Here is a 21830-nt window from a genome sequence, read left to right as displayed (position 1 = left end):
AAGGGCTTTTTCCCCTAACTTGCCGCTAATGCAGGCAGTGAATTTTGCTTTGCAGGTAAAAACTCGATGGCAGTGACGATAGAGTAATCCTTTAGTTCATCCAGAATTTCATCCAGCTTTAATAGTTGCCAGCAGGCGCGCGCGCCACTGTCTGAAATTTCACCGCGAAGGAATTTTCTCGCCAAAGCCACTGCGGGTGCTGCAGGAATCCAGACGCCATCGCCATCCATTCCAAGTATTTGCCACTGCCTACCAGCTGTCCTACCGTCAGCATCTTCACCCAGTGCGCGGACAATCATGCCGCCGTGAGAGCTGCCACCAGGCCAGCGGGCACTCAATTTATGGGCAATCTGTGCGATGCGGGAACTCGTGGCGGGCAAATTTAGGCGCGAGAGTTGGGCGCACAAAGACAGGCCGGCCTGGAGAATCAGGGGCTCTGTCCCCGTGGAAAATAGTGCTGTGTTTAAATTTGGCAGGTGTCTTGGGCACAACTCCAGGTCGGGTACTTCAAAGTCGCACAGCCAGCGTTTTCCCACTGGATGGGCAAGAGTTACCGAGTGCAGGTGATTGCCGGCAAATGATTCTCTCCAGCGCCCATCCCGCAATTGGGGGAAGCTCTCCCCCAGCGCTTCAAAACCGGAGCGCACGGTGGCAAGGCCGCGTTCTACCTTGTGTGCTGGAGCAATTGCCGCTTGTACAGAGTGAATGACCGGCAGCTCTTTCTGGATCTCAGCTATGGCTGCTGAGCTGAGGCCGGGCAGGCTGCTGGCACCGGATACCATGGCGATACCGGCGGCCTCGGCGGCCGGGGAGAGACGGTGAAAATCACATACAAAGCGGCGCGCATCTGAAATATCGATGTAAGGGGTACGGGCTTCAATGCAGGCTTTGGCCACCCGGTAATCGGTTTCTCTCTGGTAGGGGCCAGCGCAGTGGATCAATAAATCCAGGTGCAAGGCTTTCAATTGCGCAGCCAAGTTGATGGAGTCCCGCTCCAGTCGTAACCCCTCGGCGAGGCCACCGAGTGATTGGGCGCAACGGTCGGCCAACGATTTGTTATGGCCGGCAATAATCAGTTGGATATTGGGCTCAGAACTCAGCATTTGTGCAATACGTGCGCCAAAATTGCCGTAGCCTCCGAGAATCAATACGCGTTTATTCAGGTTATTGATCACCTGGATGGAACTCCTGCCCCTTATAGTTTGTAGAGATCATGCATCGTGCCGGTGACTTAAAGCAAGAGAATCTTGTCTGTGCCTTCAGCATACCGCCGTTGTCATTTCACCGTTTTGTATATTCTAAAAGTAACGTTCCCGATGATCTTGTGCAGTTTTATCAGGCTCATTAGTGATCTCATGTCGGGCAAATGATTTTTGGAGATCAGAATGACCGGTTGGAGTTTATCGACTCAGGTCCCCCTATCGATCACTGAGCAGCGTATTTATGACTTGCATCACCGCAAGGATCTGGTCGACCTGATTACCCGCGCCATGGTTTTCAAAGGAAAATTCGATGTTGAACTGTTTAAGAAGTCTATTTCAGAGGTGGTAAACACCTATCCGATTTTTCGCTGTCGTTATAGCGGGGAGCCGGCTGTCCGCTCCTTTGTAGATATTGAGCTGGACTACATCGACATTCGCCACTTAAGTGATACTCACTTCACGAGCTTTTTGCGTCAATTTGGCAGCTCGCCAATGGATTTGACGCAGGATCAATTGTTGGGGCTCAGTGTTCTTCGCAGTGGAGAGGATGAATACATTTTTTTGACCAAGTGTCACCACATCATTGCCGATGGGATTAGCTTGTCACTGCTCTGGTCTGAATCCTTGACTCACTATTTGGATAGTGCGAAGGGTAAGGATTATCAACCTAGGGTGGAAACTGCAGACTTTGCAGATTATGTAAATTATGAAAATACCTATCTGAGATCGCCGAGGGGGCATAAGGCGCGAAATCTTTGGCAAAAAAAGCTGCAATCCCAAAAAGATGAGATAGAGCAGTTGCCTCAATCGGAAGAGACCTCGGTTATTTGTAGTGAAGTAATCCAGCATATAGATGAGATTGAGCTAGAGCAGATAAAGACATTGGCCAGCTCGGAGAATGTGAGCCTCTTCGCCTATCTGGCAGCCGCATTTCAGCAAGTTTTATGTGAATTCATACCTCACTCTTTTTGGATGAATGGCAATTTATCCCTTCGGCTTAAGAGGGAGTATCGGGAAGTGTTTGGCCCCATGTGCCGGTATGTTAATTTGACGGTTCGTAGGGATGAGTCCTGGGAGGAGAAGCTCTCGCGCCTGTCTGCGGAGATAAAGTATGCCATGCGCACGGTTTATGCTGCTGATGCAATCGGGCCTCACGGCCTGATTGGCCACCACCTCGATGCATCCCATTGCTACTTGGTGACTTTCCTGCAAACAGAGGAGCACCGGGAAGGTTTTTTTGCGGTTTATACCGGTGAAACTTCTAACTGGGTCAAATTGAATGACCATTTGAAGATTCGCATTGTCCCCCTGGCGACGCGCTTAACGCCATATGGCATCTATCTATCTATTACTGTCTTTGGAAAGCAGTTGCGCTCGAGCTTTATCTACAATGAGAATTGCTTTGAACAAAAAAAAGTAGAGGAAATGGTAAGTCGCTGGTGTGACAGATTATTGTGCGGGCCTGAAGATATTCTACCGCCGCTGTAAATAACGCTGTATAGGGACTGTAGAGCCAATTGTTATGTCAAGATGTGCCTTTGTGACCCTGGTCAATAGTCCGGATTATGTAATAGGTGCGCAGGCACTGAAACACTCATTGGATCGTACGGCCAGTGCCTATCCGTTAATTTGTATGGTGCCACCGAACAGTTGTGATCCAGCTCCATTGGAAGCGGCGGGCTGCAAGATAAAAGAAGTTTATACGCCTCGTTTTTCCGATGAGTTTATCCGCCGCCATAAACGCGATTCTTTGCACCGGCGCGCGCCCTTTGATAAGGGTAGTAAGCCCGCTTTCCATGACCCATTGAATAACTTTTGTAAATTGGCACTGTGGCAATTGACCCAATTCGATAAGCTTGTTTTTCTGGATGCAGACACCCTGGTTTTGCGCAATATTGATCACTTGATGAATTACCCGGAATTTTGCGCAGCTCCCAATCTTTACGAAGACTTGGATGGATTTCATCGTATGAATTCGGGATTGTTTACTGCGGTACCGAGTGAAGCGACTTACCAAAAAATGCTTGAGCAACTGGATCGACCAGGGGTTTTCTGGCGGCGCACAGACCAGACATTTTTGCAGTCCTTTTTTCCTCGTTGGCACGGCCTGCCTTATATCTATAACGCCTTGCAATACCTCTACCTGAATTTACCGCAGCTGTGGCAGTGGGACAGTATTCATGTCATTCACTACCAATATGAAAAACCCTGGCAAAAGCAACACTCGAAAGTTGAGAAGCTCAAGCCCCTGATCGACTTGTGGTGGGCTGTTTATGAGGGGCGGGATATTGCCGTTGACCTGGATGAGTTAGCCCGTGCTTAGAAAATAAAATCGAGAGAGGGAATTGTGAGAATAGGGATTACTGGCGCCAGTGGCTATGTGGGGCAATTTCTGGTCAGGCATTTTTTGCGGCTGGGCTATGAAGTGCGAGCATTACTGCGCAGGGAGGAAAGTGCAGCCCTTTTTCGCAGTATTGCTTCACCCAGATTGGCGTGGAGCGTCGGGGATATTACTTCTGATACAACACTACAGACATTCGCCAGCAATCTGGATGTGGTGGTGCATGCGGCTTTCGAGCATCTTCCCGGGCGCTATCGAAATGGGGAGGGGGAAGATCTCGAGGGTTTTTTACATGTAAACCTCAATCAAACCCTGGCATTAATCCGATTCGCCTATGCAGCGAAGGTAAAAAAATTTGTGTTTATTTCCAGTCGTGCCGTTTATGCCACTGGAAAGTTGAGCGGCTCTTTACGCGAGGAGCAGGTTGTTCAGCCGGATACTTTCTACGGCGGCTATAAAGCGGCTGTGGAAGCCATGCTGTCTGCTTGGGCGTATCAGCGTGGCTGGCATACGGTTTCATTGCGCTTAACTGGAGTTTACGGGCTGGTGAGTCCGCTAAGTCGCAGCAAGTGGTATGACATCGCTCGAGCAGTGATATCTGGGGAAGCCTATTTAAATTCCCGGCTTTCAACGGAAGTGCACGGAGAAGATGTGGCGCGGGCGGTAGAGCTTTTACTGGAGCACGAGGATGCCCGGGGGCGGGCAGTAAACTGTAGTGATTGCCTGGTTAGCAGTCGCGAGTTGGTAAAGGTTTTACGGTCGATATCCGGACAACAGGGACCGTTACCTCCCCAGCCACAAGTGAAACCGCCGGCAGTGATGGATTGCGCTTATTTACAGGGGAAAGGTTTTCAATTTGGGGGTGTGCAGCGTTTGCGGGAGACGCTTGGGGAATTGGTAGAGGCTGTGCAGCAACAGCAGAGCCTCATCCAAAACGCTGGTTCCTAGCCGATCGGCCAGTGAATCAACTCCAGTGAGTCGTTGTCCGCTTTCAGGCACCAGGCATTCTTATCCCAATCTCCCAGCACAATACGCTCCGCCTGTTCACCGTTGATTGTCAACCCGTGGCGGGCGGGTCGGTGGGTGTGGCCGTGGATCAGTCGATGCACATTGTGCTCGAGCATCACCCGCTCCACTTCTTCCTGGGTTACATCCATGATGTCTTCGGCCTTGCGGCTGTTCATACTCTTGGATGCCATACGAATCTGCGCGGCAATAGCGCGGCGTTCCTGTAGGGACTTGGCCAATAGCTCTTGTTGCCACTTGGGGTCCCGGGCCTGGCGGCGGAACGCCATATACTCTTTGTCGAGAGTGCAAAGGCTGTCGCCGTGCATAAGCAACACGCGCTCATTACCGAGGGACAACGCAGTCGGGTCCTGAAGTAAAGTGGCTCCCGCACGCTGGGCGAAGTCGGTACCCAGCAGGAAATCCCGATTGCCGTGCATCAGGTACAACTCTACGCCGGTACCGCTATAGCGACTTAACTCGCCAATCACTTCGCGGGCCAGCGGGGCATCGTCGTCGTCGCCAACCCACGCCTCAAAAAAGTCGCCGAGAATATATAGCGCCTCAGCACCGGCAGCTCGCCCGTGCAGAAAATCAAAAAACGCCCGGGTAATATCCGGGCGTTTTTCGTCGAGGTGCAAGTCAGAAATAAAATAAGTAGACAATGTCCCCGCCTTAGAGTCGGTACTGACCCGTGGAATTACTTATCGGCGTAGGCGTCAGAAATGCTGATACCGGTGATTTCGATAGTCTCCAGGGGTACGTCCTGGTGGAAGCCTTTGCTGCCGGTTTTAACGTCTTTGATTTTGTTGACCACGTCCATGCCGTCGACAACCTTACCAAATACACAGTAACCCCAGCCCTGAGAGTCTTCGCTGCGGAAGTTCAGGAAATCGTTGTCCTTAACATTGATAAAGAACTGGGAGCTGGCGGAATGCGGGTCCATAGTGCGGGCCATGGCCAGGGTGCCAGTGTCGTTCTTCAAGCCATTGTTGGCTTCGTTTTCGATGGAATCGCGGGTTTCCTTCTGCTGCATGTCTGGAGTCATGCCGCCACCTTGGATCATAAAGTTGTTGATCACCCGGTGGAAGACAGTGCCGGTATAGAAATCGTCACGGCAGTACTGCAAAAAGTTGGCAGCAGTCTTGGGTGCCTTTTCGAAATCCAATTCGATGGCTATATCTCCATGGGTTGTGTGAAGGGTGATCATAAAATGTCCTATGAGGGTTGATTTGGGGCGGCATGATACCTTGTAGTCTGTAGCTGTAAAATGCTGTGTCGGAATATCTGTGTCAATTGCACAAAAATCAAACGCTTGCAGTGAATTTCTATGAAAAGCGTTCCTTCAAATTCGATATTCTGTCTCTCAAGTAGGTTATAATTCGCCGTTTACGTTCGCACAGCTGTAAATTAAGAGAATCCTATGACATCCGAGAGCAAGCCAGCTCACTTTTTACAGAACCTTATCCGTGAAGATCTGACTGAGGGCCGGGTTACGCAGATCGCGACCCGCTTCCCGCCGGAGCCCAACGGCTACCTGCATATCGGCCACGCCAAGTCCATCTGTCTGAATTTTGGTCTGGCGCAGGAATTCGGTGGCACCTGTAATTTACGCTTTGACGACACCAACCCGGCCAAGGAAGAGGAAGAGTTTGTCGATGCGATTAAGCGCGATGTCTCCTGGCTCGGTTTTGAGTGGAATGGCGAGGCGAAGTACTCCTCGGATAATTTTGATCAATTGTACGAGTGGGCTCTGCAGCTGATTAAAGATGGCAAGGCCTACGTCTGCGACCTGTCCGCAGAAGAAGCTCGTCACTATCGTGGCACGCTGAAAGAGCCGGGCAAAAACAGCCCCTACCGGGATCGCTCCGCCGAGGAAAACCTGGCGCTGTTTGAAAAGATGCGCAACGGTGAAATGGAAGAGGGCCAGTGTAGCTTGCGCGCCAAGATCGATATGGCCGCACCGAATATCAACCTGCGTGATCCGATCATCTATCGCATCAAAAAAATGGCTCACCACCAGACTGGTGATAAGTGGTGTATTTACCCCAGCTACGATTTCGCTCACGGCCAGTGTGATGCAATTGAGGGTATCAGCCACTCCATATGTACTTTGGAGTTTGAAGATCACAAGCCCCTGTACGACTGGCTGATCGAGAACCTGCCGGTGCCTTCACGCCCGCGTCAGTACGAATTTGCACGCCTGCACCTCAACTACACCGTGGTGTCCAAGCGTAAGCTCAAGCAACTGGTAGACGAAGGCCATGTGGACGGCTGGGATGATCCCCGCATGCCGACCCTGTCCGGTATGCGCCGTCGCGGCTTTACTCCGGCTTCCATTCGCAACTTCTGCGAGATGATCGGTGTAACCCGCTCCGACTCAGTTGTCGATGTGGGCATGCTGGAATACAGCATTCGCGACGATCTGGATAAAAATGCACCGCGCGCCATGTGCGTGATGGAGCCTTTGAAGATCACCCTGAAAAATTACCCGGAAGGCCAGGAAGAGATGCTGTCAGCACCCGGCCACCCGGTGCGCGATGATCTGCCGGCCCGTGAACTTCCTTTTGGCCGCACTCTCTATATTGAGAAAGAGGATTTCCGCGAAGAGGCCAACAAGAAGTACAAGCGTCTGGTGCTGGGCAAAAAAGTTCGCCTGCGCAACGCCTATGTGATCTTTGCTGAAGAAGTCGTGAAGAACGATGCCGGTGAAATTGTTGAGGTGATCTGCTCGGTTGATCTGGACACCCTGGGCAAAGATCCGGCCGACGGCGTTAAGCCAAAGGGCGTTATTCACTGGGTATCTGCGGACAACAATGTCGATTGCGAAGTGCGTCTATACGATCGCCTGTTCAATGATGCGGCGCCGGATGCCGGCGGTAAGAACTTCCTCGACTGCGTAAACCCGGACAACCTGCAAATTCTAAAAGGCTGTAAGGCGGAAATCGGCCTGGCCAAAGCGGAGCCGGAGCAGGGTTACCAGTTCGAGCGCAACGGCTACTTCTGTCGCGACAGCAAGTACGGCAGCGCGGAAGCGCCGGTGTTTAACCGCACCATTGGTCTGCGCGATAGCTGGGCCAAAGAGCAAAACAAATAGCAAAGCGGAGAGCTGCCCGAGCGGCAGTTTTCGCGGCTGGGTCAATGACTGGCCCAGCCACACAGCAAAAGAATTCGAGAGAAAAGATGTCTCTACAGGTCTACAACACGTTTTCCGGGAAGAAAGAACCCTTCCTACCACTGGTGGAAGATCAGGTGCGCATGTATGTGTGTGGCCCCACCGTGTACAACCGCGTGCATATTGGCAATGCCCGCCCTGTGGTGGTGTTTGACACCCTGTACCGGGTACTGAAAAGAAACTTCAGCGATGTGATTTACGCGCGCAATATCACCGATATTGACGACAAAATCATGAAGACCGCGCGGGACAACGGCGAGGAAATCGGCGTGCTGTCGGCGCGCTATGCCCAGGCTTACTACGAGGATATGGCCGCGCTCAATAACCTGGAGCCGGATATCGTCCCCTACGCCACCCAGCACTTGCTGGAAATGATCGCGATGATCGAAAGCCTGCTGGAGAAAGGCCACGCCTACGCCGCCGAAGGCCATGTGCTGTTCGCCGTGGAATCCATGCAGGAGTACGGCCAGCTGTCCAAACGCTCCCTCGACGATATGCTTGCCGGTGCGCGGGTGGAAGTAGCGCCTTACAAAAAGTACGCCGGCGACTTCGTATTGTGGAAGCCGTCCGCCGATGACGAGCCCGGTTGGGACAGCCCCTGGGGCCGTGGGCGCCCGGGTTGGCACCTGGAGTGCTCGGCCATGATCAAGAAGCACCTGGGTGACACTATCGATATCCATGGCGGCGGTCGCGACCTGACCTTCCCCCACCACGAAAACGAGCGCGCCCAGAGCTGCTGCGCCAATGGTGTGGATTTTGTGCGCTACTGGATGCACAACGGCTACGTGAATATCAATGGCGAAAAGATGTCCAAGTCTCTGGGCAACTTCCGCATGGTCAAAGACCTGCTGAGCCAATACCCCGGTGAAGTGCTGCGTTTTGCACTGCTGTCTGCCCACTACCGTTCAGAACTGAATTTCAGTGCTGATTTGCTGGATCAGGCATGGCGCACCCTGGATACTCTCTATGGCGCACTGCGTGAAACAGAAGCGCTTGAGGCTGAAGCGGCAGATCTTAATGGCAGCGCCTTTATCAAGGCGTTGGAAGACGATCTGAATACGCCGATCGCCATCAGCGAGTTGCACCAGATTGCCCGTGACTTGAACAAAGCCGATGAGGCGGATAAAGCACGCCTGAAAGGTTTGCTGCTGGCCGCTGCAGATATGCTGGGTATTCTCCAGCAAGACCCGGAAGCCTGGTTCAAACAGGCCCGTGGTGGAGATGAAGGCATTTCTGCCGAAGAAGTTGAAGCACTGATCGAAGAGCGCGCACAGAGCAAGAAGAACCGTGACTTTGCCCGCGCCGATGAGATTCGCGAAGAGTTAAAATCCAAAGGTGTGGTGCTTGAGGATAGCCGCGAAGGGACCAAGTGGCGCCGCGAATAGCGCGGTCCCTCCCCGAGACACGGATAGACTTGAGACACCGATAGATTTTTCCCGGCTTGGCACATTGCGGCCGCCGGGGAAGTGAAATTCGAATTTCATTTGTAGAAGCGAACCATGAAAAAAGTATTTGTCCTGACCAGCGCTGTTATCGCCCTTATCGCACTGACCGGCTGTGAGCCCAAACGGGGTTCCGATGCCTGGTGCGAAAAAATGGATGGCATTCCCAAAGGGCAGTGGACTTTTGACGATACCCGCGACTACACAAAATATTGTGTCTTCAACCAAAAGCCGGAAGAGGAATAAGCGGGCCTATAGTCGTTGTTCTTCGTCGATTCCTACCAGCACTTCTTCCGCCCGCTGACCGGTAAATACCGCGAGCAGGTGGTTGAGTGCTTGCGTCTTTTGTATGAGCGTCTGTACACCGCCAAGGCTGACTACGGTGAGTCTTTGCTGCGTGAGCAGATCCTGGAAATTTTTGCCGAGGCCCTGACCCGCGCGCCCCAACTCGATAGTGAAGATGGAGTGCAGGACCCCGAGGGCCGCTTCCGCAACCTGCGCGATCAGGCCGTCTGGGTACTGAACAGCCTGGTGGAGTTCGGTTGGCTGGAGAAGCAGGTGGACAGCGCCACGCTCACCGCCACCTATCCGTTTAGCCGCCGGGGCCGCCTTTTCACTCAGCCGCTGGTTGAAGTGAACGGCACCCGCGTGCGCACCCGCCACCGCAATACCCGCAACACCTTAAATGCCCTGGAAGCCTTTGCCAGCCGAGGTGAAATCCACGACTTGATCGATGCCTGGGAATACTCCGAGCGTATCGTGGCGGATTTCACCGATATGATCGCCGAGCTGGAAGAGCGCAAGCGGGAAATGGTGCGGGAAGTGGAGGCCCAATTGCTGGTGCAGCAGGCCACCGATGAGTTTTTCTCCTTTATGGAGAGCCGCTTCCAGCCGGACCTGGCTATCCGACTGTCTGCGGACAGCGTGGAGAAGCACCGGGATTCCATCAACCGGGTAATTGACTGCATTCGCCGCAAGGAGGATATGCAGAAAGCGGAGTGGGAGAAGCGCCTGCGCCAGCTGCTGCCGGAATTGATGCAGCCGGGCCACTCCCTGTTGTGGCTGATGCTCGATACCATCGAGGACCGCATGCGCCGCGCCTGCGAGGTGAAGTTGCCCGCTTTGCGCCGCGCGCTACAGGGTTTTACCAAGCGCGCGGATATTATTATTCGCCAGCTCAGTTACCTGCACAGCCAGGCCGAGGGCGAGTTTGCCGACCTGTGCCAGCGCCTCGGCGAGAGCCAGCAAAAAACACAAATTCTCGAGCAGCTGGGCGAACAGTTAGGCGGCTTCCAGCTGCGCCTGTTTGACCCCAAACAAACCCAGCTGTGGCAGCGCAATCGCCGCCAGCCGGTGAATACCCGGGTCGAAGATGAAACCCCCATCGGTGAGGAGAACCGCCGCGAGATCGAGCTGCAACAACTGCTCGACCAGGCGTTTAACTTCAACAACAGTAACCTGCGCGATTACTTGAGTGATGCCCTCGGCACCGGCCGCCAGATCAACAGCCGCAACCTGCCATTGCGCGATGCGCGTGATCTGCTCGCTATGAGCCATGTGATCGAAGCAGCGGCGGTGAACCAGAGCGGCGCCGCCGACTTGCAGGTGAAATTTACCGGTGAAATCGCCAGCAATGACTATTTCACCGAATTTGACGAATATATCCTGGAGCTGAAAAACAGTGATTGAACAGGCTTTGGAAGAGGCCCTGGCGCAGTGTCGCCTGAACCGCAGCGAATTTTCCGAGCTGCTGGTGCGCCTGTTGGATTACGGCGTTATCTGTCGGGATGAAAGTGTAATTGAGACCACCCTTTACGATCGCTTCCAGCGCTGCGAGCAGCTGGTGCGCGAGTGGTTGGCCCCGCTGGGATTGCGTTTGCAGCACGACAGCCGTTTCCAGTTTATCCGCGTGTATCCGCCCGGCGCCGAAGTGCCGGGTCTGCCGGATCAGGAAGAGCCGCACCACGGCGGCTTCCGCGCCCGTCTCAGCCAACAGGAAGTGGCCGCGATTCTCGCCCTGCGCGTGGAGTACGATAAAGCGCTGCGGGAAGGGCAGGTGGATGAGAGTGGTTGCGCCGCCCTGTCGATGGAAGCCCTGGAACTGGGCATGCGCAACCTGCTGAAAATGTCCCTGCCGGATAAGCACGCCGAGCGCAAAAATCTGTTGAAGAAATTGCGCCAGCTGCGTTTGGTGCAGTTCAGCAGTGAAGAAGTGGAGACCAGTGCGGAAGTGTGGCTGCGGGTGCGCCCGACCATCGCCCACTTTGTCAGCGAGTCGGTATTGCACCAGCTGATCGACAGCGAAGTCCCTCCTACAGTGGAGAGCGAGGCCGCTCAAGTTCATGAGGTTGGCGAGGTTGAAGAGGCGGAACAAGAGCAATCGCTCGAACGCATCACTCCAGAAGTCGAAGATAACAGCCTGTTTGAGAGTGAAGCCGCTTCCTAGTTGAAAATAGAGGCCGCAGTAGCGGCTATAAAAAATCGAGAAACATTCGACCGCCCGGGTCTGCGTGAATTGCGCTCGGGAGCCTCGGAGAAGGGTGTCGGCTTCCCGCCTGCAAAAGACCCTGCTTTTGAAAAGACCGTTTTTTTGAAAAGACTATGTTCCTAAAAAAACTGATCCTGATTAACTGGGGCAATATCCCGCAGTTGGAATATGATTTCGGCCCGATCAACCTGTTTTCCGGTGGCAACGGTTCCGGTAAAACCACGGCGGCCGATGCTATCCAGACATTGATGACCGCCGCCCACGACACTCTGTTTACCTTTAACCCGGGACAGGATGAAACCACCCAGCGCGGGCGCGGTGGCAAGCAGGTGCGGACGCTAGCTTCCTATGTACTGGGTTGTGACGACGGCAGTTATGCCCGTGTCGAGCCTACCGACTGTTACATCGCCGGTATTTTCCATCCCACCAGCGGTGAAGACGATGCTGAGCCCTTTACCGCAGTGATGGGTATTCGCGCGCACCTGGATAGCAGCAGTAAACCCGCCCAGGCCCGCCAGAGTGATTTGCGCTTTTTCGTATTCCCCGGCGAACAGTTGGTGATGGGGGATTTTATCCGGGATTACACCGACGGCAAACACCTGCTGCCGCTGGATAAATTCAACCAGGTCCTGAGCAAGCAGTTCGAAAAAGTAGAGCAGTACGACAAGAAAAAGGCCTACCTGCGCCGCCTTTACGGTGCCCTGCGCGGACGTCGTGATGCGGTCTCCGATCGAGAGGCTATGCACGCTGCACGCACCTTTGCCAACTTTATGGCCTACAAGCCAGTAAAAAGTATTAACGATTTTGTCGCCCAAGAGGTGTTGGAAAAACGCGATTTGGGTGATGCCATCCGCTCCGTCTCCGAACTGATGAAAACCATTCACAGCATGGAGCAGGAAGCCCGCCAGATTGTGGAGCGGGTCAGTTCCCTGGAGGCCATCGCCCAGTCGGTAGAGCTCTATCGGGAGCAGTGGTTGCAGTTGCGGGTGCAGGAATATTTATGCGCGCGCCACCGCCAGCAGCGGGTGCAAAAGAGTTATCTGAGTGGCAAGAACGACCAGAAAAAACTGCGCAGCGATCTGGACAACAATGAGCGGGAAGTGCGCGTCGCTTCCGAGCGCGTCGAGCAGCTCAACGGTCAGCTGGTAGAGCTTCAAGCCCAGCGCCTGGGTGTCGATGCGCTGCGCAATAAGGACGAACTGGAACAGCGTATTAACAATGCCCTGAGCCTGCTGTCCCAGCAGCACACCCCCATGTCTGCCGAAGAGGCCCGCTGGCGCGAGAACCGCGAGGCCGCCGAAGAATTATTAAATCTACTCAACTCCACCTCCGCCGAGCTGGAAATTCCCGCCTTCTCCGATAAGGCACTGGTGCAGGCAATTAAGCAGGTGGCCCGCGAGGAAGACCTGCCGGATTTGCACAAGTTGCTGGGCAAGGACTGGATCGATCTGGCCGCACTGGAGCCACTGCGGGAGCGCGCCGCCAGCAGTGAGGCCCTACAGAACCGCCTCTTCGACCTGCTGGATAGCAGTGGTAAAGCTGGCGCCAGTGATGAGGTTTCCCCCAAAGAGCAGATTGCTCAGCAGGCCTCCCGCTGGGAGCAAAAAGTGCAGCAACTGCAAAAGCAGCTGCGCACCCAAGAGAGTCGCATTCAGCATCTCCAGGCCAATCGCGTGCGCTACCCCCAATCGGTAGAAGTGGCCCTGGCCGCAATTCGCGAGCAGTGCCCGGAGGCGGAGCCCCGCGTCCTGTGTGATTATGTGGAAGTGCTGGATGAGCGCTGGCAGATGGCGATTGAAGGCTATCTGGGCGGCGCGCGCTTCTCAATTATCGTGGAGCCGGAACACGAGGCCCGCGCGATTCGTATCGTGCGAGGCCTGCCCGGGCGCAACAACCGCGCCCGTGTGATCCAGGGGGACAAAGCCCGCCGCGATGCGGAGCGCCTGGATACGCCGTCGGGCTCCATTATCGAACTGATGGAGTTCACCCATAAAACTGCCGAGCACTATTTGCGCGCCTCTTACGGTGCCGTGGTTCAGGTGGAGGATGAACACGAGCTGCGGGGCACCCGCCGGGGCCTGACTGCCGACGGTATGGCCAGTGGCAACTACAGCATGTGGCGCTGCGATATGGACGATGCCGAGCTGGTATTCGGCCAGGGCGCCCGTGCTCGCGCACTGGCGGCGCAGCAGCGCGCTATGGAGCAGTTGCTGGAAGAGGCCGCCCACGTCAACGAGCGCCACCAGCTCTACCGTCGCGTTACCAACGCGGTGCGCGGACTGGCGAATATCAAGCTGTTGTCCATTGTGGATACCGCCCTGGCGGCCCAGCGAGAATGGCGCAGTGCCGAGCGCGCCCTGGAAAACCTGGACCTGAAGGACTTCGAGCAGTTCGAGCAGCAGGTCGATGAACTCAAGGCCCAGCTCAAAGATCAGCAAAAGCAGCTGTCGGACCTCCAGCGCAAGCATGGCTCTCTGGAGACCAAGCTAAGAAGCAACGAAAAACTCTTATACGCGCTGTCTGGCGAGCTGGAATCCCTGGACGATGCCGCCAGTGACAGCGAGGAAATGGTAAGGCGTATTACCGCCATCGATCCGACTTTTGATGCCGAGCAAGTGCTGGTTACTGCCGACGAGCAGGTAGATCGCGCAGCAGACAACTTCGACTTCTCAGCGGATATCGAAAGTTGGCAGGGACAGCTGGAGAAATACAGTCGCCAGTTGGATCGCGCGGTGATGGAGTACAACGCCACCTGTGCCAGCGTCGATACCCTGGTATTTGAGCCAGACTTGAGTGGCGGCCATAAAGACAACCTGTTCAAGTTGATCAGCGGTCTCGGCGATCAGGTAGAGACCCTGCGCAACCGCCTGAAGAACAACCTGCTGGTGGAGCGCCACGATCAATTGCTGGGATTGAAAAAATCCTTTAACACCACTTTTGTAACCCACTTGTGCCACGCTATTTACCAGTCCATTAACGATGGTAAGCGCGTGTTGGATGATCTGAACAAAGAGCTGGAACACCACCGCTTTGGCGCCGACCGCGAGCGCTTCCGTTTTGACTACCAGTGGGTGGCGGAATTCAAGGAGTACTGGAGCTTCTTTAAGGCGGTAATTGAACTGCCGAATCTGGGTGAAGAGCAGAGCCTGTTCGACACGGACTTGGCGCCCAAGCACCGCAAGGTGCGGGATCGCCTGTTGAGTATGCTGCTGAGTGAAGACGAGCAGGTAGCGCGGCGCGAGCTGGATCGAATCAGCGACTATCGCAACTACCGCAGCTATGAGATCTATAAGGAGCCAGAAGGCAAGGAACCGATTGCGCTCAGCCAGTACGGCACCGGTTCCGGCGGTCAGCTGGAAACGCCGGCTTATATTATCCGCTCCGCTGCGGTCACTTCGGCCTTCCGCTTTGGTGAAAGCGGCAGCCATTTGCAAATGGTGCTGGTGGATGAGGCCTTCTCCAAAATGGATGAGTCCCGCTCCAAGGAAGTGATCCGTTATCTGACTGAAACCCTGGGGCTACAGCTGCTGTTCATTATGCCCAGCAGTAAATCGGGGCCTTTTATGGACCTGATCTCGAATCAGTTTGTATTCAGCAAGTGCCCCAGTGCCAAGCCCATCGGCCAGCTGAATACCCGGGTGTATGTCGATCGCAAGGTGTGCAACCAGGAGCGTATCGCCGAACTCTGGGCCAATCACCGCCGTACGATTCGCCAGCAGGCGTCGCTGGATTTTATGGACCTGGTAGAAGTAGAGGGATAGGTATTTCCGGGGGAAACCCCTCCATTGGCAGGGAGGCAACCGATGGAAAAGACATTGCCCTATTGGGTAGAGGAAAACCCGCTGTTAATCGGCATCCTGAATTTTATTCTGGATCGGCGGGACAGCCAGCTGGAACGCGGCAAGGAAGCCCGCATTAGTTTCAGGCTGGATTTGCGCGCTGGCAGTAAGCGCTGGTTGGAAGTGTTGGAGCCCCTCAGGGACCCCGACCAAGACGAGCAGGAGCTGTGGAATGAATTGCAGCATTTTGCGCGGGAATACCAGTGTTTTACGGTAAAACCGAATCCGAAAAGGCGGCCGGGTATTGCCGAGTGGCAGGGGGCCCAATTGATTTTTCGGGATGCCAGCGAGGAACAGCTGCGCCTGTGGCTCAATCGCCCATCCCAAGGACTGCGCCGCTATTAATTTAAAAGGTTGCAAATTCTTGAGCCAGGTTTTTCCTGCTTCCTGGCATTTACAAGGCCTCTTATCCTTGTGCCCCATACTGCCAACTGAAATTCAGGAGGAGGGGGTTATGAAGGGCCCGTGCTCATGGGTTCTGATGAAATAAGGCGGTAGCCTTGTTATTCGCTCCCCGCTCCCTCCGGTATATTCAGCAGCGGAGGGTGAGTGCTTTATGCGTAAGTGGCACTTGGCTTGCCTGAGTTGGGTAGCCTGAGCGTAGCTTACTTTTAGGGTGTAATTTGGCTAAACAGGCCTGATGACCAGTGAATTAAAGATAATTTAACAGAGACCAGCAGGCTATGGTAAAGCCTGCTGGTCAAGCCCTATATCTTAAATTGGGTTGTCTTATGGCAATGGCAGGCTTCCTTCACCGACAGGGGCTGCAATTCCCATTTCCCACTCTATAAGCTGCTTGATTCCGGCCTGAAATCCGGATTGGAGTACCTCAATACTGGATGGGATTACCACCGCTCTCTTCGCCAGATTAAACCCCATGATGCTTTCTGTGCTTGCTTCCCCTGTGGTTTCGACCCCTCTTATCAAAAAGTTACCAGCGTTCCAAACGTCTTCCCCATACAGGTTGACAACTTCAGTAATGGCTTCGCCTTGATCTAGTGCAATACCGATATTCTGCATAGCATTGGCTTCCGCTGTGGGCAGGTAGACTCTAAGCAATTGCCCGCCGCTAAGAGAGGCTGTTTCTTGATCTATGGTATAGCCTGCTGCGACCTCGGGACTGTCAGCAAAGTAGAATCCTCGCCACGCTTGCCCCTCGGGGAAACCGCTAATAGCTTCTATTCCTTGGTTGACTATACTGACGGCATTACTTGCTGTTGTTCCGTGGTACCCAACAAACCGATAACCAGCTCTTTCCAATGCGGCATGTGCAGACTCTATCAATTCAGAAGAAAGGGCTCCTTCAGTACCCGCTGCTGCACCTGTGAATGTTTGGCCGAGTAGCTCCGAAGCAGCTGGGGCTATTTCAGAAGCAGTTGCTGCTGCGCCAGCTTCTTCCAGTGCCGCTAAGCCCTCCTCAGTCGCTATCGCCGTACCTTCAGCGATGCCTTCCGTAACTACTATTTCACCACTGATCAATGCACTATCGGCCTCTAACACGGCGGGTGTTGCTGCGCCCCCGGTTGCAACGATTGCTACTACCGATGCGACTGCTGCAGCGGCCCCTATAGCTATGCCTGAATACGAAAATCCGAGTTCGGCACCGTAGATCATTTTTCCATCCAGGGTTATATCGAAATGATCTCTATATTGCCTAAGCTTGGAATACTCTTCGTCACTCAGTGGTGTAACATAAGGCTCCTGATCTGGATTGCCATGCGCAGCTTCATATATTAGTTGCGCAGCAAGTACACCCTCTGATCCTGTATGCTTTCCGTATGGATTTACGAGGGCGTCAATATGATGCGCGAGTTCCTGAATAAAAATGATTTCTCCTTCTATTATTGGGTCTTTGCTATTTATATATTTATTACTAAAATAGATCGTACCTTCTTTGTATGCTCCCCTAAGCTCTACTGGTTGACCGGTGGATATATCTTTTATAGGTACACCTTTTACACTCGCACTGGATTTTGATGGGTCGAAAATGACAACCTCAGGAAACCAATCCATACTTCCGGAATTAAAATTATTTGCTAATGATTGAGCAATGTTTTTATCATAGTTTTCGCCAAAGACTGCGCTCATCCATTGCTCATCCTCTAAGTAAGGTAGCAATTTTTGTGTGGCTAGATTTTTGTAATAATCAAGACGGTCAATGTCTCTATAATACCCTACTGCACTAGTGGCGCTTCCCCACCAGGGCTTATGGCTACACAATCTAGATGCATCCTGATCATGACTAAATATTACACAGGATTTTGCAGGTAAAACTACCAAATTGTCATTATATTTAGGCACCCAGCCACCATGCGGATAGGCCCAACTATGCACATAGCCATCAACTTTAAATGGGGTAGCATTTACCACAAATTCATAGTTGCCATGGTATTGACCAAAATACCCCTGCTTTTTTGTAAATAGCTCTTTACACTCATCTTGGGAGGTGTTTGGATATATATCTAGGCGGCAAAATGCATATAGTTGCTTTGCTCCTTGATATATTAACACATTATTTTTTGTGTGAACTTCATCTGCAAAAGATAAATGAGAGATGGCTAAGGTCAATAAGCAAAACCTTAGCCTATTTTTTAAATTTCTCATGATTTAGTACACCTTTCTATGTTTGTGACAAGTACAGCGATATGTTTTGAAATAAATTCACTATGCACTTACTAAACTTGCGGTCTAGTGAGAAGTCAGCAAAGCTAAATTTGGTTTTCGGTGTTAACTTTAATATTTTTTTTAAGGGTTGATATCAATATTGGTCATACTTTTTTATATTATGGTCTAAAGGTTATTTTTGTAGATTATTATTTGGTCTGCTTTAATGGAATATAATTGATTTTCTGATTAATGCCCATTCTTAGTGCCTGGGAGCAAAAATATTTAAATTTGAAGAAAACATTTAAGGGGCTTCTGAAAGGCCTGCAGAGATATCGTGAAATTATTTAGAGACCTCTTAATTTATTTTATTGTAAAATATACATGGGGGGTAAGAATCATCCAAAAAATATACCTTATTTCATTAGATTCAATCCATTATAGTTGTGAGGTGGTTTCTAAATTCCCGCGATAACCAACACACTTGCGATAGCGGAGAAGGCCAGTTGGCTATAAGTTTAGATTGCCTAGATAAGTGACACGCGCCTGCCGACTAAGAGTTTCTGCAGGCGTCAGTAATTTAAAATTTTATTGATACGGAATACTGCATTATCAACCTGGTGTTTCGGCAGATTTATAATTTGAACCCCATACGAGAAGAAACGTTTCAATAGCCGTTGATGTTTGTTTAGTTACTGTTTCCTGGAGTGAATTTCTGCCTCGCTCAGGGTTCTTGTATTTGTGATTAGATGGGCAGGTGGTCGTTATTTGAACTGCTAATCAGACAGTAAACGGTTGGATGGCAGGTTATTTTTCATGCTTCTCAGTCCGCATGGATCTATCAATTTGCTTGGCCCTTGTGGGTTGAACTGCTTATTTGCTATGCAGCGCCAGCTAGTGAACGAGCTCAGCGCTATAAGGGTCGTGACAAAATATAGGATCCTTAGTTTGAGGTGGACCTATTATTGGAATGACTGAGCCGTTGCTCAATCGCTCGGGCTGGATAGACCTGCCTGTTGGGATTTCAATCTGGTATGGTTTTGGGGGTAGCTAGCCTTCATCTCCACTATCGCCAAGTTTGTCAGTTATTGTGGGAGTTTAGAGAGAGGTAGGGACACCCGTCTAAATTTGTCGCTATTCGATAAATTTTAATTGTTTGTTTTTATGGAATGGTGACTTTCAAGGCGTCAGTAGGCGTTTGAACTTGTTTTTTATGCGCAATTTCTCGGAAGATAGAAAAAATATGCTGTAAAAATGCCCCTCAGAATAACAAGTGCAGTTTCCGGAGTTTGCTATGCGTCAGTTTTCCATCCTGGTCATTTTTGCGTTGGCCTTTGGCGGCGCCGCCGTGATGTACGAAAAGGAAAGCCGTAAAGTAAAAGGTGTGTTGACCCAGATTACTGAACTTCAGGCGCAGATGGGTGATTTACAGGCGGAGATCAACCGCCTGAACAGTGAGTTGGAAACCGTGAAGCTTGCGGAACGCCGCCGCCCTAATCTCAGTGCTATGGCCAACCGTATTCGCCGTGAAGGTAGCGGCAATCCCGCACAAGTTGCGCCCAAGCCAAAAGTGGAAGACCGCTTCGAAAAGTCGCGCAACCTGATGCAATCAGACGTTACCAGCGCGCCGCCGGCTATCCAGTCGAACACTCGTAGCAACAATGATGAAAGTGAGTGGTCTCGCCCAACTGTAGATGCCGATGAGTATCGCGGTGAGACCGGTGAAGAACCCGCAGTGGTCGATCCCTACCAGTAATTTTGCACGCAGCATATTGATTCCCTCGCCAAAGCCCGCAAAATACCTGCCTCCCGCAGGATACTGTTTTGCGGGTTTGCCAGTTTTAGCTGACACGATTTGAAATTATAAGTGGGCGAGGGGCGTTAGGTATGTCGCTGAACAAGTTTTACACCACCTTAAATGGGCAGCTGGAAGGATTGCTTTCTGGAGAGCGAGACTGGCTGGCCAACACCGCCAATGCCAGTGCGCTGTTGTTTATGGAGTTGGAAGATATCAACTGGGCCGGTTTCTATTTCCTCTACGGTGATGAATTGCGTTTGGGGTCCTTCCAGGGCAAGCCTGCCTGTACCCGGATTCCAGTGGGCGCCGGTGTTTGCGGTACTGCTGTTTCGACCGGTGAATCCCAATTGGTAGAGGATGTGCATCAGTTCCCCGGCCATATCGCCTGCGATGCCGTGTCGGCTTCAGAGGTGGTGGTGCCGCTCTATGACGAAGCGGGTCGTTGCCTGGGAGTGCTGGATATCGATAGCCCCAGTGTGGCGCGCTTTAGCGAGGAAGACCTGGCGGGCCTACAGGAATTTGCCCGGGTATTGCTCAAGTCCTCAGACCTCCCGGCGAGCTGATGGCGCTGCTTTGGCAAAAGCAGGTTGACGACACCTGTTACCAGGTGCGCAACCATGGCGCCAGTGTGCGCCTCTACAGCAACGGGGTTTTCCACTCTCAGTGGAATCCCCGCGATCCGCTCAAAGGCTCCCTTTGGGAGTTATTGCTGCTACCGGCATTTTTCCTCCCTGAAGAGCGCTTGAATTCGGTATTGGTACTCGGCGTCGGTGGTGGTGCCCTGATTCGCCTTTTGCAGGCGTTCACCTCCGCTAAGCGTATTGTCGGCGTAGATTTGGACCCGGTGCACCTGGATATTGCCCGTCGCTTCTTTGGCGTGCGTGATGTCGAGCTGGTGTGTGCTGATGCCTGTGACTTTGTACGCGACCACTTGAAGCGACCCTCTCACAGCACTTTCGACCTGGTGATCGACGACTTATTTGGGCACTGCGACGGCGTAGTGCAGCGAGCGGTACCCGCCGATAAGTCCTGGTGCTCCAGTCTGATGCGCCTGCTTCATAAAGATGGCGTGCTGGTCAGCAACTTCGGGGATAGGCCCGAGCTACAGAACAGTGCTTGGCGCGATAAAGCTATGCGTGAGCGACTCGGCGGTGCCTGGATGGCCTATATGCCCCAGTATGAGAATCATATCCTGGCAGTGAGCAGAAGAACTCTGCGCAAAGGTGAGCTGGCGGCCAGGGCCCCAGAAAAGATCAATCCCGCCAACCCCAATCGGCGCCTGGATTTCCGCATGAGCCAGCTTCGCTAATCTCGACAGCCCCCACAGAGGCCGGCTCCTAAAATCCCTGTCACTTTAATAGTGATATTCATTGGCGCCCTTTGTCACCTCGTGACTATACTCAAGGTGAGCGAAGTGTTCTGCCGGGATCGATTGATGCGGTACAAAACTGTTGAGGAAGTGATTCAGGAAGGAAGGGATTTTCATGCCAAGTTGGCGCTGCAATACGAAGAGTATGAGCAGCTTGCCACCAATGAACGGGTCGAGTTGCTGCTGGATCAGCTGCGACGACGGGAAGATTCCATGAAGCACTCACTGGAAAACTTCCATGCAGACCTGCCCCCTGGAGCCCTGCATACCTGGGTGCAATTTGCCCCGGAAGGGCGAGAGAAAGAATTTTTGCAGCGCTTGCGCGGCATTGATATTGAAGACTTGGAGCAGATTGCCAAGTTGGCCATGGATATCGAGATCTACCTGGCCGATCAATATCGGGATCTAGCCCAGGGCGCTGAAACCCCATCGGCACGAGATGCATTCGAACGATTGCGACAACTCGAAGAGTTGGAAGAGCATACGCTGTCGATGAACTTGTTTAATCTGCGCGATTACTAGCCTTTAATTCAGTTTCCAGGCGACTGCTGCCGGCCCGCGCCCCTA

Annotated in this window: 18 protein-coding genes; 14 read left to right on the top strand and 4 right to left on the bottom strand. The window is 52.7% G+C overall.

Features of this window, described 5'->3' with window-relative positions:
- Nucleotides 1–14: 14 nt before the first annotated feature.
- Nucleotides 15–1175 (bottom strand): saccharopine dehydrogenase NADP-binding domain-containing protein, encoded by a 1161-nt coding sequence (locus tag QT397_18425; GenBank protein WNZ54839.1) that lies wholly within the window; start codon nt 1173–1175, stop codon nt 15–17.
- A 210-nt stretch (nt 1176–1385) separates the two neighbouring features.
- On the opposite strand from QT397_18425, the gene QT397_18420 reads away from it, so the two are divergent.
- From QT397_18420 to QT397_18410, 3 genes are read left to right on the top strand one after another with little or no spacing between them, the layout of a single operon-like run.
- Nucleotides 1386–2690 carry a condensation domain-containing protein gene (locus tag QT397_18420; GenBank protein ID WNZ54838.1) on the top strand — a complete coding sequence of 435 codons (1305 nt, stop codon included), beginning with the start codon at nt 1386–1388 and terminating at the stop codon, nt 2688–2690.
- Nucleotides 2691–2724: 34 nt separating this feature from the next.
- Nucleotides 2725–3525, top strand: coding sequence for a glycosyltransferase family 8 protein (locus QT397_18415; GenBank protein ID WNZ54837.1), 801 nt, complete (start codon nt 2725–2727; stop codon nt 3523–3525).
- Nucleotides 3526–3549: 24 nt separating this feature from the next.
- Nucleotides 3550–4491 (top strand): NAD(P)-dependent oxidoreductase, encoded by a 942-nt coding sequence (locus QT397_18410; GenBank protein ID WNZ54836.1) that lies wholly within the window; start codon nt 3550–3552, stop codon nt 4489–4491.
- On the opposite strand, the gene QT397_18405 is transcribed toward QT397_18410, so the two are convergent.
- Both QT397_18405 and QT397_18400 read right to left on the bottom strand, forming a co-directional pair.
- Nucleotides 4488–5213 (bottom strand): UDP-2,3-diacylglucosamine diphosphatase, encoded by a 726-nt coding sequence (locus QT397_18405; protein ID WNZ54835.1) that lies wholly within the window; start codon nt 5211–5213, stop codon nt 4488–4490. The genes QT397_18410 and QT397_18405 overlap by 4 nt on opposite strands.
- Nucleotides 5214–5248: 35 nt before the next feature.
- Entirely contained in the window at nt 5249–5758 is a 510-nt protein-coding gene (locus tag QT397_18400) for a peptidylprolyl isomerase (protein WNZ54834.1), read from the bottom strand.
- 213 nt (nt 5759–5971) lie between these two features.
- Here QT397_18400 and QT397_18395 point away from each other — a divergent pair, with 213 nt between their 5' ends.
- The 7 genes from QT397_18395 (at nt 5972) to QT397_18365 (ending at nt 15837) form a co-directional block, all read left to right on the top strand.
- A complete protein-coding gene (locus tag QT397_18395) occupies nt 5972–7645 on the top strand; it encodes a glutamine--tRNA ligase/YqeY domain fusion protein (protein WNZ54833.1) in 1674 nt (557 codons plus the stop codon).
- Between the two features lie 86 nt (nt 7646–7731).
- Nucleotides 7732–9108: a cysteine--tRNA ligase gene (gene cysS, locus QT397_18390; protein ID WNZ54832.1), complete on the top strand. Its 1377-nt coding sequence runs from the start codon at nt 7732–7734 to the stop codon at nt 9106–9108.
- A gap of 114 nt (nt 9109–9222) precedes the next feature.
- Nucleotides 9223–9411 carry a DUF3012 domain-containing protein gene (locus tag QT397_18385; GenBank protein ID WNZ54831.1) on the top strand — a complete coding sequence of 63 codons (189 nt, stop codon included), beginning with the start codon at nt 9223–9225 and terminating at the stop codon, nt 9409–9411.
- Nucleotides 9412–9426: 15 nt separating this feature from the next.
- Nucleotides 9427–10854 (top strand): DUF5716 family protein, encoded by a 1428-nt coding sequence (locus QT397_18380; protein ID WNZ54830.1) that lies wholly within the window; start codon nt 9427–9429, stop codon nt 10852–10854.
- On the top strand, nt 10847–11611 hold the full coding sequence (locus tag QT397_18375) for a DUF4194 domain-containing protein (GenBank protein ID WNZ54829.1): 765 nt from the start codon (nt 10847–10849) through the stop codon (nt 11609–11611). Before QT397_18380 ends, QT397_18375 begins: the two co-directional genes overlap by 8 nt.
- Before the next feature lie 155 nt (nt 11612–11766).
- Nucleotides 11767–15414: an SbcC/MukB-like Walker B domain-containing protein gene (locus QT397_18370; GenBank protein ID WNZ54828.1), complete on the top strand. Its 3648-nt coding sequence runs from the start codon at nt 11767–11769 to the stop codon at nt 15412–15414.
- Nucleotides 15415–15456: 42 nt separating this feature from the next.
- A complete protein-coding gene (locus tag QT397_18365; GenBank protein WNZ54827.1) occupies nt 15457–15837 on the top strand; it encodes a hypothetical protein in 381 nt (126 codons plus the stop codon).
- Between the two features lie 384 nt (nt 15838–16221).
- Here QT397_18365 and QT397_18360 read toward each other — a convergent pair whose 3' ends face one another.
- Entirely contained in the window at nt 16222–18096 is a 1875-nt protein-coding gene (locus QT397_18360; protein WNZ54826.1) for a hypothetical protein, read from the bottom strand.
- Nucleotides 18097–19390: 1294 nt separating this feature from the next.
- On the opposite strand from QT397_18360, the gene QT397_18355 reads away from it, so the two are divergent.
- The 4 genes from QT397_18355 to QT397_18340 all read left to right on the top strand — a co-directional run bounded on the left by QT397_18355 (nt 19391) and on the right by QT397_18340 (nt 21785).
- Nucleotides 19391–19852: a hypothetical protein gene (locus tag QT397_18355; GenBank protein WNZ54825.1), complete on the top strand. Its 462-nt coding sequence runs from the start codon at nt 19391–19393 to the stop codon at nt 19850–19852.
- A 131-nt stretch (nt 19853–19983) separates the two neighbouring features.
- Nucleotides 19984–20457 (top strand): GAF domain-containing protein, encoded by a 474-nt coding sequence (locus tag QT397_18350; GenBank protein ID WNZ54824.1) that lies wholly within the window; start codon nt 19984–19986, stop codon nt 20455–20457.
- A complete protein-coding gene (locus tag QT397_18345) occupies nt 20457–21203 on the top strand; it encodes a methyltransferase domain-containing protein (GenBank protein WNZ54823.1) in 747 nt (248 codons plus the stop codon). Before QT397_18350 ends, QT397_18345 begins: the two co-directional genes overlap by 1 nt.
- Nucleotides 21204–21329: 126 nt before the next feature.
- Nucleotides 21330–21785 carry a hypothetical protein gene (locus QT397_18340; GenBank protein WNZ54822.1) on the top strand — a complete coding sequence of 152 codons (456 nt, stop codon included), beginning with the start codon at nt 21330–21332 and terminating at the stop codon, nt 21783–21785.
- Nucleotides 21786–21830: the final 45 nt, after the last annotated feature.

Origin of the sequence: Microbulbifer sp. MKSA007 (assembly GCA_032615215.1) — a bacterium.
Lineage (GTDB): Bacteria > Pseudomonadota > Gammaproteobacteria > Pseudomonadales > Cellvibrionaceae > Microbulbifer.
The sequence above is the reverse complement of the archived record's forward strand: the minus strand, read 5'-3'. Positions and strand labels throughout refer to the sequence as shown.

Bases quoted from the DNA above. Each gene is read 5' to 3' on its own strand.
- QT397_18365 (WNZ54827.1), top strand. From the start codon at position 15,457: ATGGAAAAGACATTGCCCTATTGGGTAGAGGAAAACCCGCTGTTAATC.
- QT397_18395 (WNZ54833.1), top strand. From the start codon at position 5,972: ATGACATCCGAGAGCAAGCCAGCTCACTTTTTACAGAACCTTATCCGT.
- QT397_18355 (WNZ54825.1), top strand. From the start codon at position 19,391: ATGCGTCAGTTTTCCATCCTGGTCATTTTTGCGTTGGCCTTTGGCGGC.
- QT397_18415 (WNZ54837.1), top strand. From the start codon at position 2,725: ATGTCAAGATGTGCCTTTGTGACCCTGGTCAATAGTCCGGATTATGTA.
- QT397_18345 (WNZ54823.1), top strand. From the start codon at position 20,457: ATGGCGCTGCTTTGGCAAAAGCAGGTTGACGACACCTGTTACCAGGTG.
- QT397_18340 (WNZ54822.1), top strand. From the start codon at position 21,330: ATGCGGTACAAAACTGTTGAGGAAGTGATTCAGGAAGGAAGGGATTTT.
- QT397_18360 (WNZ54826.1), bottom strand. From the start codon at position 18,096: ATGAGAAATTTAAAAAATAGGCTAAGGTTTTGCTTATTGACCTTAGCC.
- QT397_18420 (WNZ54838.1), top strand. From the start codon at position 1,386: ATGACCGGTTGGAGTTTATCGACTCAGGTCCCCCTATCGATCACTGAG.
- QT397_18350 (WNZ54824.1), top strand. From the start codon at position 19,984: ATGTCGCTGAACAAGTTTTACACCACCTTAAATGGGCAGCTGGAAGGA.
- cysS (WNZ54832.1), top strand. From the start codon at position 7,732: ATGTCTCTACAGGTCTACAACACGTTTTCCGGGAAGAAAGAACCCTTC.
- QT397_18400 (WNZ54834.1), bottom strand. From the start codon at position 5,758: ATGATCACCCTTCACACAACCCATGGAGATATAGCCATCGAATTGGAT.
- QT397_18370 (WNZ54828.1), top strand. From the start codon at position 11,767: ATGTTCCTAAAAAAACTGATCCTGATTAACTGGGGCAATATCCCGCAG.
- QT397_18385 (WNZ54831.1), top strand. From the start codon at position 9,223: ATGAAAAAAGTATTTGTCCTGACCAGCGCTGTTATCGCCCTTATCGCA.